9 protein-coding genes are annotated in these 16158 nt (G+C 36.4%); 6 read left to right on the plus strand and 3 right to left on the minus strand.

What is annotated here, in order from left to right; all coding sequences use genetic code 11:
* The first annotated feature begins 68 nt into the window (after window positions 1–68).
* Window positions 69–1490 (plus strand): sugar porter family MFS transporter, encoded by a 1422-nt coding sequence (locus HUW50_RS15620; RefSeq protein ID WP_066325772.1) that lies wholly within the window; start codon window positions 69–71, stop codon window positions 1488–1490.
* 381 nt (window positions 1491–1871) lie between these two features.
* Here the strand turns inward: HUW50_RS15620 and HUW50_RS15625 are convergent, their stop codons facing one another.
* The 3 genes from HUW50_RS15625 to HUW50_RS15635 form a co-directional block, all read right to left on the minus strand.
* On the minus strand, window positions 1872–3251 hold the full coding sequence (locus HUW50_RS15625) for an MFS transporter (RefSeq protein WP_066325774.1): 1380 nt from the start codon (window positions 3249–3251) through the stop codon (window positions 1872–1874).
* A 135-nt stretch (window positions 3252–3386) separates the two neighbouring features.
* The gene (locus HUW50_RS15630; protein ID WP_066324576.1) at window positions 3387–4391 is read right to left on the minus strand and encodes a quercetin 2,3-dioxygenase; all 1005 of its coding nucleotides are present in this window, start codon (window positions 4389–4391) and stop codon (window positions 3387–3389) included.
* An 84-nt stretch (window positions 4392–4475) separates the two neighbouring features.
* Entirely contained in the window at window positions 4476–5051 is a 576-nt protein-coding gene (locus tag HUW50_RS15635; RefSeq protein ID WP_066324579.1) for a TetR/AcrR family transcriptional regulator, read from the minus strand.
* A 309-nt stretch (window positions 5052–5360) separates the two neighbouring features.
* On the opposite strand from HUW50_RS15635, the gene HUW50_RS15640 reads away from it, so the two are divergent.
* From HUW50_RS15640 to HUW50_RS15660, 5 genes are all read left to right on the plus strand, one after another.
* Window positions 5361–8192 carry an alpha-L-rhamnosidase gene (locus tag HUW50_RS15640; protein WP_066324584.1) on the plus strand — a complete coding sequence of 944 codons (2832 nt, stop codon included), beginning with the start codon at window positions 5361–5363 and terminating at the stop codon, window positions 8190–8192.
* Window positions 8193–8688: 496 nt separating this feature from the next.
* Window positions 8689–10077, plus strand: a complete 1389-nt coding sequence (locus HUW50_RS15645; RefSeq protein WP_066324594.1) for an MFS transporter — start codon at window positions 8689–8691, stop codon at window positions 10075–10077.
* Between the two features lie 101 nt (window positions 10078–10178).
* Window positions 10179–11168 carry an AraC family transcriptional regulator gene (locus tag HUW50_RS15650; RefSeq protein ID WP_066324602.1) on the plus strand — a complete coding sequence of 330 codons (990 nt, stop codon included), beginning with the start codon at window positions 10179–10181 and terminating at the stop codon, window positions 11166–11168.
* 408 nt (window positions 11169–11576) lie between these two features.
* Window positions 11577–12845, plus strand: coding sequence for a glycoside hydrolase family 1 protein (locus tag HUW50_RS15655; RefSeq protein ID WP_185653024.1), 1269 nt, complete (start codon window positions 11577–11579; stop codon window positions 12843–12845).
* Between the two features lie 128 nt (window positions 12846–12973).
* The gene (locus HUW50_RS15660; protein WP_066324616.1) at window positions 12974–15883 is read left to right on the plus strand and encodes an alpha-L-rhamnosidase; all 2910 of its coding nucleotides are present in this window, start codon (window positions 12974–12976) and stop codon (window positions 15881–15883) included.
* The last annotated feature ends 275 nt before the right edge of the window (window positions 15884–16158 follow it).

The following is a 16158-nucleotide window of genomic DNA, read 5'->3' on the forward strand; positions in this document are numbered from 1 at the left end:
TGTTAATTTCATAATGAAGTAAAATTTAAATTAGTGAACAGCTAAGGAGGATAATCATGAGTACTAGAATGAGTAAGAAACAAATGAGTCATAAAGCTTATTTACAAATTATTATGATATCAGCAACATTTGGTGGGCTTCTCTTTGGATATGACACTGGTGTAATAAATGGAGCTTTACCTTTTATGGCCCAACCTGACCAACTTAATCTAACACCAGTTACAGAAGGTCTTGTTACAAGTTCACTTCTATTTGGAGCAGCACTTGGTGCATTAGTATGCGGTAAATTAGCAGACCGCTATGGCCGTCGTAAGATGATCCTTAATCTATCATTCTTATTCTTGTTAGCATCACTTGGAACTACATTTGCTCCGAATGTTTCAACTATGGTTGTCTTTCGCTTTTTACTCGGGCTTGCTGTTGGAGGAGCATCATCTATGGTACCGGCCTTTTTAGCTGAAATGGCACCCCATGAGAAAAGAGGGCGGATGGTTACCCAAAATGAACTTATGATTGTTGGTGGGCAACTATTAGCTTATGTTTTCAATGCTATTCTTGGTGTTACTATGGCTGATACTGACCATGTTTGGCGATATATGCTTGTCCTTAGTGCAGTTCCAGCACTAATACTATTTGTAAGTATGCTCTTTGTTCCAGAGAGTCCTAGGTGGCTTACTTCAAAAGGAAAGAAAAGTGAGGCATTGAGTGTCCTTAAACAAATACGTGACGAGAAACGAGCTAAATTTGAATTTAATGTAATTGAAAAAGCAGTAGAAAAAGATTCAGAACTTAAGAAGGCGTCTTTCAAAGACTTTTCAACACCATGGTTACGACGTATTTTGTTAATTGGAATTGGGGTTGCCGTTGTGAATCAAATTACAGGTGTCAACTCAATAATGTATTATGGAACTCAAATTCTTCAAGAGTCTGGTTTCGGTACGAAGGCGGCATTAATCGCTAACATTGCCAATGGAGTTATATCAGTCATTGCGGTAATATTCGGTATCTGGCTGATTGGTAAGGTTAACCGTCGTCCAATGTTGATTATTGGTTTGTGTGGTACCACTACAGCACTTTTACTTATTGCGATATTCTCAATGGTACTTGATGGTTCTGCTGTACTCCCGTATATAGTGCTTTCTTTGACAGTGTTATTCCTTGCCTTTATGCAAGGGTGTGTTGGACCTGTTACATGGTTAGTTATTGCTGAAATATTCCCACAAAGGTTAAGAGGCCTTGGGTCTGGTATAAGTATATTTTTCCTATGGATCGTAAATTTTATTATTGGTTTTGCTTTTCCGATATTGCTAAGCTCTGTAGGTTTATCTACGACATTCTTTATTTTCGTTGCATTGGGCTTATTAGGAATTAGTTTTGTGTATAAATTTATGCCAGAAACAAATGGACGTACGCTTGAAGAATTGGAGGAGCATTTCCGTGCACAATACGATAAAGAGAGCACGATGAAATCGATTTATAAGGCCCAATAAGAATTATAGAATGATAGTTTTAAAAGATTATGAATTTTACACTGTTTTCCCGCGTGGTTCTAAAAGTGAAAGTCCTCTATATTGTAGTAGTAGTAGTAGTAGTAGTAGTAGTAGTAGTAGCTATAGCATACTGACAAGGGTAAAGAAATACTCGTTTTAAAAAGCCCGATTACTTCTTGAATTATAGAGAAATCGGGCTTACTCATATTATTGAATTATACAACTGACTTCATCAAAAATAAGGTGAGCTCTTTTGCATTTTAAATGATAGTTCAGTATGCATAATGTCACTTACATTTAAGAGATTATCGGAAAAATTATAACTAGGTTTAAAGTATATTCATTCGAATAGCTCTTTAAGTAACTCCATCTTTTAAAATCTTAATTTATATTCTTACTTACGATTTTCCGACTAGTAATCTCTCTGAAATTACTGGAGTAGATTATGAATACAATTACTATTAGTAAAGCCAATACAGCATAAATATAGCTAAAGTTCAAGCTATCTTGATTTTGTAAAAAAGGATTTAAATGAAGGGCAGAATGTTTAATTTCCAATGCTTTGCTTATTAATGTAGTAGCAGTAGCACCTGCGATGAAGTTTGTCATCATAAAAACTCCCATTCCCACCCCTGCATGTTCTCTCGGTAATGTACGGGAAACGGTATTTGCTAATGCGATTTGAATGAATGTTTGGCCAACACAAGCAAATACCAAAACAACCATAATGATTAAAGAAGATAATCCTACCATAAAGGATAAAAGGCTGTATCCAAGGAAAAAGTTTAATAACGCTGTATAGGTTAAATAGTTATTTCCTTTTATATCTGCTAGTTTGCCAGCTTTTTTACCTAATATAGCTGCCAATAAAGCGCTCGGAAACATAACTAATCCGCTAACAAGAGGTGATAAACCATTTATACCTTGTAGTAGGAGTGGTGTTAAATAGGGAATCCCGAATCCTATCCCTGAGCTTAAGCCAGACACAAGAATACCAATCGTGTACTTTTTGTTTTTGAATAGTTTTATTTCAATGAAAGGTTCATTTGTGGTGTTAATTCTCCAAATAAATAAAGTAACGAGAATAACTCCTACTATCGCATATAATAGTGAACCTTGGGTAATAGCCAGTAACAGGAAAGCTAGAGTGCCCGCAAGTAACCCAGCCCCAATCAAATCTGTCTTTGATTTTTCTTTCGGTGTGTCATTATCTAGGTATTTTCGAAAAAAGGGAAGGGTGGTCAAGGCTAAAAGGGAAATAATAAACAGATAATTCCAGCTAATAAAGCTGGTTACAAGACCAGCAACAATAGGTCCAATTGCTGTTCCTAAAGCCATTCCCGCTGAAGTAATCCCTAGTGCTCTTCCTCTAGTTTCAATGGAAAAGTAACGAGTTGGAATAATCATAGAGGTCGCTGGCATAACCGATGCCCCCATTGCTTGAAGTATCCGTCCAGCTACAATCATCTTAAAACTAGCTGCTGTAAAACCAATGATTGATCCCACCGCAAAAAAGACTAATCCTACGGTAATTAGATTTTTAAGTTTGTAGCAATCTGCTAATTTTCCATACATGACTGAACCAATCGCATAAACGATAATATAGCCAGTTACAATCCATCCGGCCTGGGATGGCTGAAGTCCGAATTCCTTTGTAATAGTTGGGATAGCCATATTGAACATGGTAGAATTCATCACTGAAATAACTAATGCGAAAGCAAGAACCAAGATAAGCTTTTCTCTATGTTGTTGATCGACCATTGAATTTGTTTGACTCATTTTTTTCTCCTTATTCAAAAATGTAAATCAAATACAATTAAACATGAGCAAGATGGGAAGGTTTCTCTCTTGTTCATGTTTAACTATAAAATAGATTTTTGATTCTCTGATTTTGAGTTATTTACTGACAACTTTCAAATCTAATTTATCAATAGTTTGCATGACTCTGTCAAAACGCAGAGGCTGAGGCTCGCTCGGGAAAATATAATGTTCATATGGATCACCTAAAGTACGAAAAAATGGTTCAAACAGACCCGAAGCCAACAAGCCTACCATTTTGGTGTAATGAGAGTCTAGTCGGTATGAATGGATTGTATGAGCCGGAACATGCAGGAAGTCCCCGGGATTTAATTGGATTTCCTCTCCATTTGCCCACATTGTCATCTGGCCTTCGAGACAGAAAAAGGTTTCTGTATGATGCTCATGGTAATGGTCTACAATTCGATCACCTTTAGGGCCTTCAGAAGAAACGATAATAAATTGTCCTTCAGTATTCGTTTGGGCAGCGACAATTCTATGCAATTGGTCACCAGTCAAAAGGCGATCTCCTTCACCAGATTCAAGTACATAAGGAATTACTTGATCAGGTCGAATAGAATTTTTAACAAGTGTAGCAGTACTTGCTGGTTTATCTTCAAGGATAAAGCTCACATCAGCCTTAGCTTCAGCCTCGCGGAAGCCTTCAGAAGGAAGCTCACTGCTTTCGTGTGGGGGATACTCAACTTTATCGTACGGTTTTCCTATGATCGAATAAAGGGTAGCAGCTTCACCTTTTGTCATGTAAGAAACAAACCGGGTTCTATGGCTCTTCATTCGATAGCTGTGGATTGTTCCAGCAGGAATATGGGCGTAATCCCCAGCAGTAAGTAGATATCTCTCTTCGTTAAGGGTTAGTTCAAGTCTGCCATCAAGTACTAAAATGCCTTCATGTGTATGATGGTGAAGATGTGAAGGGAAAGCATCTTCTTTTCCTCCAGAAATTAACACCATTTCAAAAATATTACCTGTACTTTTTGGATCTGCCATGACAATTGCAACCTGTCTACCTAACAGGTATCGTTTTCCCTCTCCACTTCTGAGTAAATAAGGTGCTTTTTCTTCTGGTAATACATTCTTGAACATAACATTTCTCCTCTCTAATCATTGATATGTAATAAAATAAAATAGACCAGTCTATATAATAGTAGTGTAAAGGGGCTAAAAATGCTACCCTTTTTTTGTTAATAACAAAGGAATTGTTTCAGCTATGGTAAGAAGATGTGTTTTATCCTTATTTGCTAAAGAGAGTAAAATTCCACCTTCAATCATGGAGTTTAATAACATTCCTACTTTAATTGCCTGTTCGTTTTGGACCCCATTTTGAATTAACTTTTTAGCAAGAATTGTTTCCCATTTTTTAAAGGACTCTACACATACCATACGCAAAGGCTCACTTATTAAGGCGGTTTCACTTGCTAGCAAACCGACTGGGATTCCCTCAATATTTTGAGGGTTATTGAATTGGTTAGCAGTTTCGTGAATAAAGGCTTGAATAGCTTCTATAGGATCTGGCACCTCATCCATAAATCCCTGTAGCTTTGTTTCAATGTAAATGCTTGTATATTTAACTGCTTCGATGGCAAGCTCTTCTTTTCCGTTAGGAAAGTAATGATAAAGAGATCCCTTAGGTGAACCGCTTTCCTTGATTATTTGATTTAATCCTGTTGCATGATAACCTTGCAACTGAAAAAGGCGTGATGCTGTTTGAAGTATTTTTTCTCGAGAATCTGATTTATTTGCCATGAAGTTTCCCCCTGATATGTTATGAAGACCGACTTATATAAATATAGAAAACAAATAGTACATTGTCAAAATGAGAGCGTTTTGAATTATAGTTAAGGAATTACTCCAAGTTTATTATTTGACTTAGTAATTAAACAAAAACAAGAATCCTCTTTTAAAAATACATTGTTTTTATAAGTGAATCTTTGATTCAAGCAAACATTCACTCGCTTTTGATATTTCCGTTGTTGTAAACGATTGCTAAAATAGGACTATTAAGATAAATAGATAAAATTAAGTTTTATGAAAAGGGAAAGGGAGGAACAAAGATTGAAAATAATAGACTTAAAAACAAATCATATTTCCAATCCATTAGGATTTCATTTCAATAACTACCTTACATTTTCTTATAAAGTAATCGAGGCAACTGGAAAAAACCAAGTTGCAGCTCAAATTCAAGTCGCTTTGTCACCAGCATTTGAGGACATTTTATATGACACAGGAAGAGATGAGAACCTTAGTAGTTTAGGACATCTCTGTAACCTCAAACTCACTCCACGTTCAAGATATTACTGGCGTGTAAAGGTATGGGCAGATAATGGAGACGTTTCGACAAGTGATGTAGCTTGGTTTGAAACCGCAAAGATGAATGAAGAATGGACAGGAACATGGATCACACCAGATCTTTCACCTGAAATTCATCCTGAGCTTGTGAAAAATATCAAGATTACCAAAAAAGTAGAACAGGCGAGAGTATACATTTGTGGATTAGGTCTTTATGAAATGTATATTAATGACACAAAGGTTGGCAATGAGTATTTAGCACCGTTTAACAATGACTATGATAATTGGATTCAATACCAAACGTACGATATTACAGATAGCTTTAGTAATGGTGAAAATAAGATTAATGTTCTGTTAGGAAATGGTTGGTATAAAGGAAGATTTGGTTTCGAAGGTGGACATGAAAACATTTATGGTGATCGGTTTGCATTACTTGCCGAGCTTCACCTCTCATATGAGGATGGTACAACTGAGATCATCTCAACAGATACAAGCTGGGATGCTCATAAAAGTAAGATATTGGTTAGTGAAATCTATGATGGTGAAATATATGATGATACATTTTCTGATCAAGAAAAATATGCTGTGAACAAAATAGATCTCGGGAACGATAGACTAACTGCTCGACTAAGTCTACCGGTTATCATAAAGGAAAAGCTGAATCCAGTTGAAATAATTGATACTCCTGCTGGTGAGAAAGTCATCGACATGGGACAAAATATGGTTGGGTGGATTGAATTTACAAATCGTTTACCAAAGGGAGGAAAGGTCACCTTACAATATGGTGAAATTCTTCAAGATGGAAACTTTTATCGTGAGAATCTTCGCGAAGCAAAGGCTGAATTCACATATATTTCTGACGGCGAAGAAAAAACAGTGCGCCCTCACTTTACATTCTATGGTTTTCGTTATGTAAAGGTAAGCGGTTGGCAAGGTGAATTGGATATCAATGATTTTATAGGTTGTGTCATCTACTCAGATCTCGCACAAACCGGTTTTATCGAGACAAGTAACTCTCTAGTTAATAAGTTATTTGAGAATGTCATGTGGAGTCAAAAAGGAAACTTTCTTGATATACCGACAGATTGCCCACAAAGAGATGAACGAATGGGCTGGACCGGAGATGCACAAGTATTTTCTGGAACTGCAGCCTACAACATGAATGTTTATTCATTCTTTACGAAATATGGCTATGATGTATGGCTAGAACAGAAGGTAAGAAATGGTGCAGTGCCAATGACAGTCCCTGAAATTCCTTCACCTTTTAAACCTGAAACCAGTTCTAGTGCTTGGGGAGATGCAGCGACAATTATTCCTTGGAATATGTACCTTTTCTATGGAGATGACTCCATCTTAAAGCAACAGTTTCAAAGTATGAAGGCTTGGGTTGATTATATAAAACAGCTTGATGAAGAATCAGGTGGTCACCGTTTATGGAGAAATGGGTTTCATTTCGGTGACTGGCTAGCATTAGATGGAGAAAATCCCAAACTACCAATGGGAGGAACAGATAAATATTTTATTGCATCTGCCTATTATTATTACTCTGCTGACATTGTATCAAAAGCCGCTAGTGTTTTAGGAAAAGTAGAGGTTGAACGAGAATATAAAAAACTAGCAGAGGATATTCGGAATGCTATCCAAAACGAATATATATCACCTAATGGACGAATCACGATTGATACTCAAACAGCTTATGTTTTAGCGTTATTTATGGATCTTGTCTCAGAAGATCACAAACAAAGAGTAGCTGATGATTTAGCAAATTGTTTCATGAAAGATAATAAACACTTGAAAACAGGGTTTGTAGGAACTCCTTATATTTGTCAGGTTCTATCTAAATATGGACACAATGATTTGGCCTATACATTACTACTTAACGAAGATTACCCTAGCTGGTTGTACGCCATTAAGTTAGGAGCAACAACTGTTTGGGAGAGATGGAACTCTGTTATGCCTGATGGAAAGATGAATCCTGAAGGAATGAATTCGCTAAACCATTATGCATATGGATCAATTGCAGAATGGATGTATCGATATATGGTCGGGATAAACCCTGATGAAACGAAACCTGGCTTTAAACATGCTATCATTGCCCCTAAACCGCATTGGAGAATGAAATGGGTAAAAGGGAATATGAATACAGCATCAGGAAATTATTATGTCTCATGGCAAATACAAGAGAATGGGCTTTTGGATATTAAAGTTGAAATCCCGTTTAATTCAACTGCTACACTTATCCTGCCTGATGCTACTAAACAGCTTGTTAGTATAGTTGGTGATGAGGTAGAAATGATCCAACAAGAAAATGAAGTAATCATTGAATTGAACAGTGGAACATGGCAATTTACTTATTTACCTACTACCTCATATGTAAAAGAATTTACTAGACATACAAAGCTTAAGGAATTGCTGGATATTCCGCCGATAAAGGAGATCGTATTAAAGGAAGTACCAGAAATTAGATCGATCCCTCCATATTTGCTTGATCAATATGAACCGAAAACTCTTGAGGAGATTCTGGATAAAGGAGACTCAAAGTTAGCAACTAATAGGTTAGAAAAAGTAGAGGAACTTTTCCAGTTTGTTACAAATTAAAATTAAACAACGTTGATGATGCGATTTGAATTTCAAAAAGTTGGGTTCTTTGTTGATTAATCGTAGATAATGAAGAATGAATATAACAGGTAAAAACGCTATTTCTACTTTTGAAATAGTGTTTTTTCTCGCGGATTGTTTTCTTTTAATGTGGGGAATGGATCGATACATATTTTATTATTATCAGTGCTTAAAATCATAGTTCTGCAGTTTGCTCTTATGATCATTTTATACCTAAAGGGAGGAATGAAACGATATTACTAATCTTTGATTCAAGCAAACAATCGCTTTCATTTTAACATTACCTTACTTGAAAGCGATTGCTAGAATGAAGATAAGGTAAGTATTTCGTACTGTAAAATTATCTATACAAGGAGAGTGAAATCTTTATTTAAGATTTGAATCTTAGCAGTTCTAATTTTAAGCCTAGGGTCAAATGCTGAAAAATGTAACCGCTATAAAGTATGGTAGTATCAAGTAAAGGAGTGTTCATTTTATGGAAACAGCCAAAAAATATAACTTGTATTATGAAAGAACACAAAAAACAGAGCTAAGAAAACGAGAAACAGCTTCATATATTGGTGGTGGACTAGGGAACTCTCTTTTGTCAGGTCTTATCAATGTTTACTTAATGATTTATGCAACAGACGTATTTGGAGTATCAGCTTTAGCAGTAGGATCAATCTTTTTTATCGCAAAAATTGTAGATGCAATTTCAGATCCTATTGCTGGTATCATTGTTGATCGAACAAGAACACCTTATGGTAAATTTCGTCCTTATTTAATAGTAAGCAGTATTGCATGGGTATTGTTAACGATCCTATTGTTCAATGGTCCAGACCTATCTGATTCGGGGAAATTTATCTATTTATTATCAATCTATATTTTATGGGGACTAGCTTTTACCTTCTTTGATGTACCATATTGGAGTTTTTCTACAGTAATGACTCAAGATGAATCAAAACGTACTAGGTTAGTTTCAATTGCACGTGTATCAACACTTGTCGGATTAATACTCTTAATGCTAGCAGGTGGACCAATTGTAGCTTATATTGATAGTATTAATCCAGGGAAAGGTTACTCGAATTTAGCAATTTTTGCTTCAGTTTTGGCATTGATTTTCATGCTAATTATGGCTTTTGTATGTAAGGAAAGGGTAAAATCTAGTGGTGAGGTTGTAAGTTTAAAGAAAACGCTCTCTTATTTGAAAATGAATAGACCTTTACAATTAACACTTCTAACCGCTTTTCTAGGATTATCTATGCCAATTTCACAATCACTTTCCGTTTATTTCGCAGTGAATAATTTAGGTAGTATATCATATATGGCTTTGCTTAATATACCAGCCTTGGGCATTATACCGTTAATTCCGATGATCGTACCGGCATTAACAAAACGATTTGAAAAGAAATATATATTTCTAGTCTGCTCTATCGCACATGCAGTGACACTTTTTATTTTATATGTAATTGGTTATGATATTCAACCACTTGTTTTCATCATTAATGGAATAACTCTCTTATTTGCATTAATAAATTCAACAATTGTAGCATTGTTAATTACGGATGCAATTGACTATGGAGAGTGGAAGACAGGAAACCGATTTGAAGCAATTTCATTTGCTGTACAGTCATTTACGAGTAAATGTCAGGGAGCAATAGCGGGTTTACTTGTTGGTTTAATTCTTACTTATATAGGATATGAAGCTGCATCGCAGAGTCAAGGAACGGGAACAATTGATGGGATTTTCTTAGGGTTTACGTTGATACCTGCTATTATTAGTATCATTGCAGCAATTCCGATCCAATTTATTAAGTTTTCAGGAAAAGTTCGTGAAGATGCTTTAGAGGAAATAAAACAAAGAAGATCTAAACTAGATAGTTAATTCTTCAAAAACCTACTCGGGGACATGTGAGCCTGAGTAGGTTATTTTCATTTTAGGATCTGTATGCTATAATTTCATGATTTAAAGTAAGGAGGATTCCTATGAATGGTGATGAGTTGCGCTCATTTCTATTAACCAACAATACCAAACAAGCAACCGAATGGGATGCTATAAAAAAAGCATTTAATCCGGAAACGGTTGAAATAAATGGAGAGCAAGTTTATGTGTTTGATATGATCTTTGATTTAACAGTCACTCCTATTGAAGATCCTATTGGGATTTCTCAGCAGTTACCTACTGCGTATGTTCCTATGCATATTCATCATTATATTGAATTAATTTATGTTTATCAGGGACAATGCACAATCGTTATGCAAAACGGGAAAATGACCATTTCTGAGGGAGAAATTATTATTATTGATAAACGAACCCCTCATGCAGTAGAGGGGATTTCGGAATCAGATATTGTAATAGATATTAAACTAAAGCACGACTATTTATCATCTAGTTTTCTTAGTCGATTTACACATAAAAGCATTATTTCTCAATTTTTGGTAGACTCTCTGATAAACAATCGAAGAGTAAATAATTATCTACACTTTCCATTTGAAAATCGCTCTAATATAGCCGGAATTATGGAACATATTATGTGTGAGTATTTTGAAAAAGACTTTTGCTCTGCAGATATGATAAACTCCTACCTTTTCATTTTGTTCACTGAATTAATTCGACACAGTAACAATTCCAATAGTATAAAGCCGGTCGATACTAAGCAAGATGATATTGTTCTCGAATTTCTAAAATATATTGAAGATCATTATAAAGATTGTAGTTTAACGAAAATGGCTTCACACTATAATTATCATCCGAACTATGCTTCCTCTGTTCTTAAGAAAGCAACCGGAAAGTCCTTCAAGGATCTCCTTCAGATTCAACGATTAAATAAAGCAGCGTTATATTTAACAAACTCGGACCTTCCTGTAGCAGAAATTGCAGAAAAGGTTGGTTACACCAGTTTGTCTTTCTTCTATAAAAAATTTAATGATATCTTCTTACAAACTCCAAAAGAGTATAGAGAAAATAAACTTTAATCATTCCCTTCAGAAAAGCCGCTTCTAAAAGCGGTTTTTCCTATTGGCTGTTTTCGCAAACTTTGTTGCTATTTACCATGAAGTGTCGTGTGGTTGATTGCAGCGAGAGTTGCTCGCTTTCCGCGGGGCGGGCGGTGAGCCGGCGTAAACGAGTGCGGGGTCTCACCTGTCCCGCTGCTCCCGCAGGAGTCTCGCAATCCGTTCCAATCAACCTAAAATAGTTTTTGTTTTAAAAGCAACAATCTCTTAGAAAAGAGCATTCCTATTAAATGAATCCAATTATCCAATGGACTATCATATTTGAATCGAGCAATACTTCTCTTTCTTTTCAACATTAAATTTAATGAATGCGTTTGCTAAAATGTAGTAATAAAGCATTTGAACAAGTAAAAGGGAGTGCGAAACGACATGACATTTAATTTTCCGCCACAGTTTATTTGGGGTTCAGCAACTGCAGGACACCAGGTTGAAGGAAATAATATGAACAATGATTTTTGGGCAGAGGAGCATGCAGAGGGATCACCATATAAAGATAGGTCTGGTGATGCAATTGATCATTATCGACTTTATGAAAAAGACATTGCACTTATGGCTAGCTTAGGATTAAAAGCCTACCGATTTTCGATAGAATGGTCCAGAATTGAACCTGAGCAGGGAGAATACTCAAATTCTGCCATCGAACATTATCGTGGTGTTCTTGAAGCATGTCATAAATATGGAATAACACCTGTAGTGGCTATGCATCACTTTTCTTCACCAAAATGGCTAATGCGGTTGGGGGGATGGGCCAGTCCAGAGATTCCAGAGTTATTTTCCCAGTATTGTGAGGTTGTGTTTCGTGAACTAGGGCATTTAATTCCTTACACTCTTACAATGAATGAAGTGAATTTACCTGTAATGTTGAGGGAGGTTTTTTCAAGTATTGGTTTTATACCGCCTGTAGGAATTGAAAGAGATGCATGGGTGGCTCCAAAATGGAGAGAATCAGCAGCTCAGTTATGTGGCACGACAGCAGATAAATATTTCACGTTCCATATGATTTCAGACGAAAAATCTATTAAGATATTAAAAGAAGCACATAAAAAGGCACGTGAGGTCATTAAGGGGATTGCTCCAGATACTAAAGTAGGCTTTTCGATGGCACTTTCAGACATTCAGTCTATCTCAGGTGGTGAAGAGCTTGCCGAGAAGAAGTGGCAAAGTTATTTTGGTCAATTTGAGGATATGATTGCTGAAGATGACTTCTTTGGATTACAAAATTATACCCGTGAGACATACGGTCCAGAAGGCCAAGTGGCACCTACTGAAGGAACTGAGCTTACGCAAATGGGATATGTATATTGCCCCGAGGCACTTGGAAATGTTATTCGTAAGGTGAAACAGGCTGTGTCAATTCCAATCATGATTACTGAGCATGGAGTGGCAACTGCAAATGATGAAAGACGTGTAGAATTTATCCGCAGAAGTCTTGAAGGGGTGCAATCTTGTCTTAACGAAGGAATTGATATTATCGGCTATCTGCATTGGTCTACTTTTGATAATTTTGAATGGAATTCTGGTTATTCTATGCAATTTGGTTTAATTGAGGTTGATCGAACTACACAGGAAAGAAAAGTGAAGGAAAGCGCACGTTATCTTGGACGTATTGCTCAAATGAACGCGCTTGTAACGAAATAAAGTGGAATCAACATTCTATTATAAAATAAATTTTCTTGTAAATAGAAGAGCGTGGAAAACTGGCATTCTTTAATAAAATGCCAGTTCCCTATTGCCGAAGCGAAAAACAGATTGAGAGGGGAAAACATATGACAAAGCTATTGGTAGATTCATTAAAATGTGAATATCGTTTTAATCCGCTTGGAATTGATGTGAAGAAACCGCGTATTAGCTGGAAAATGCAATCTGACCTCCGTGGAACATTGCAAAAGGCTTACCGAATTCAAGTAGTGGTAGGTCGCGATGATTTCATGGAAATGCTATGGGATACTGGAATCGTCTATACAGATGAATCAATTCAAATTGAATATGGTGGTCCTGATTTAACACCACGAACAAGGTATTTCTACCGAATAAAGGTTTGGGATAATTTTGACCGTGAATCATCATGGAGTACTACATCTTGGTGGGAAACCGGATTGCTTGATACATCAGAGTGGAAAGCAAAGTGGATCACACCATCAACTGAACAACTTGATCCACTTTCTGAGCCAACATTTTTATTAAGAAAAGGATTTAATGTAAAGAAGGAGATAATATCAGCTCGCATTTATGGAACAGGAGTTGGCTTGTATGAATTGTTTCTAAATGGTGAGCGGGTTGGTGATGATTTACTTTCTCCGGGGTGGACAAGTTATCATAAACGATTGCAATATCAAACCTATGATGTAACTGATCTATTAACCGAAGGGTCAAACGTGGTAGGAATCGTGTTGGCTGATGGTTGGTACAAAGGGACTCTTAGTTTTGAAGACAAACGACATGTATATGGCGATAGAAGAGCGGCATTACTTCAGCTTTATGTAACATATAGTGATGGATCGGAAGAAATGATTGTGACGGATACCACATGGAAAGCATCTACTGGTCCTATTTTATATTCAGAAATATACAATGGGGAAACGTATGATGCCAGACGTGAAATAGGTGGCTGGAGCCTTCCAAATTTTGATGATCATAATTGGAAAGGAACGATTATTCAAGATTTACCTTTCTCTAATTTGGTTGCACAGGAAAACTGGCCGACACGGGTTACAGAAGTGATTAAGCCAGTTGATGCCTTCATCACACCAGCTGGTGACACAGTTATAGATATGGGACAAAACATGGTAGGTAGAGTGAGATTCAAGGTGAGTGCCAAAGAAGGAACACGCATTGTTCTGAAGCATGCAGAGGTACTAGATAAAGAAGGCAATATTTACTTTGGAAACCTAGGAAAAGCTGAGCAAAAAATTGAGTATTTCACAAAGGGAGAAGACGTAGAAACATATGCCCCTCATTTTACTTATCAAGGATTTCGATACGTAAAGATTGAGGGATACCCTGGACAGGAAAATGGATTACCGCTTGAAAACTTTTTTGGCGAAGTTATCCATTCAGATATGGAATTGACAGGTGAATTTGAATGTTCTAACCCTATAATCAATCAATTACAGAAAAATATCGTTTGGGGGCAACGTGGGAATTTTCTTGATTTGCCAACAGATTGCCCTCAGCGTAATGAAAGATTAGGTTGGACTGGTGATGCCCAAGTCTTTATAGATACTGCGCTTTTCAATTATCATGGGGGCCCATTTTTCACGAAGTGGCTCCGTGATTTAAAGGCTGATCAGCTTCCTGATGGAAATGTTCCAATTGTTATTCCTGCTGTTGTGGCTGGAGTTGGATCAGCGGCCTGGGGAGATGCAGCAACAATTATTCCGTGGACAGTCTATCAAAACTATGGAGATAAACGATTACTTTCTGAGCAATATGAAAGTATGAAGGCATGGGTAGAATATATTCGTAAACAAGGTAAAAGTGAATATCTATGGAATACAGGCTTTCACTTTGGTGATTGGTTAGCACTTGATGCAAAAGAAAATAGCTTTGTAGGGGCTACACCAAAGGACTTTATTGCCACTGTATTTTATGCTTATTCAACAAGAATACTTCGAGATACAGCAGAGGTTCTTGAGAAATCTGATGACGTACAAGAATATTGTGTCTTGCTAGAAAAGATTATCGCCCAATTTAACGATGAATTTGTCTCACCATCAGGAAGATTGGTGTCCCCAACGCAAACAGCTCATGTCATAGCGCTCATGTTCGATTTAGTCGATGGGAAAGCTAAAGAGCGGACAGCATACGAACTAAACGAACTCATTATCCAGAACAATTATCATCTAACAACAGGGTTTGTTGGTACTCCTTATCTTTGCTTGGCCTTATCAAAAGGTGGTTATCATGAAACAGCTGTCAAATTATTGTTGCAGGAAAAATTTCCGTCTTGGCTTTACGCTGTTAACAAGGGTGCTACAACAATATGGGAGCATTGGGATAGTATAAAGGAAGATGGTTCATTCTGGAGCGATCAAATGAACTCTTTCAACCATTATGCCTACGGGTCTATTGGTAATTGGATGTATCAAAATGTAGCGGGCCTTAGTAAAGACAAAGCTGTTCCAGCATATAAACGAATTCGTATTGAACCGAAATTTGCTGGAATTGAGTTAACTCACGCAAAAGCAGCTTTTGAATCTATGTATGGAAGAATTTTATCCTCATGGAGGCTTTCTCATGAAGAGGTTGAAATGGAAGTGGAAATTCCACCTAATACTACAGCAGATATCCTTCTGCCTTATGCAGATTTATCTGATGTTCTTGAAAGTGGTAAATTATTGATTGATTCTATGGATATTATTACCTATTTTGAATCCAAAGAGGGAGTTCGTCTTACAGTTGGTTCTGGTACCTATCACTTTAAATACCGTAACATGCGAGGATTAAAGCCAACATATTCTGAAGAGACAAGGCTTATTGATCTCCTTGACCAAAAAGAAGCAATGAAGGTATTAGATAAATATGCTCCTGGTATAACAAAACCACCAGGAATCTTTGCAATGAAATCACAAACATTGATAGCGTTAGCTGATTTTCCAGAGTCAAATCTTACAGGAGACATGGTAAGAGCTCTTATTGAGGAGTTAAATAAAATTGAATGGGAGTTAGTTAAATAAAGTTCTTTTATGTTGGTTGAAATTCAATAAACTATATTAACCTCACAAATTTTAATTTTTACAGGGTAGTAATCAGTGGTTAAAATTCTAAGAGTAAGAAGCTTCAGTTCCTTAGTATAATAAAAGGGATTGGAGCTTTTTTGTAGGATATTCACTAACTGTATAAAGGGATTTTGTGAGAAAATCAAGAATATGTTCATACGAATATTTAGTTAATCGATATAACCTGGCTATTTTAAAGGCTTGAAATTATTTATAAAATTATAACTATCATT

The sequence above is a fragment of the Metabacillus sp. KUDC1714 genome (assembly GCF_014217835.1).
Classification (GTDB): Bacteria; Bacillota; Bacilli; order Bacillales; family Bacillaceae; genus Metabacillus; species Metabacillus rhizosphaerae.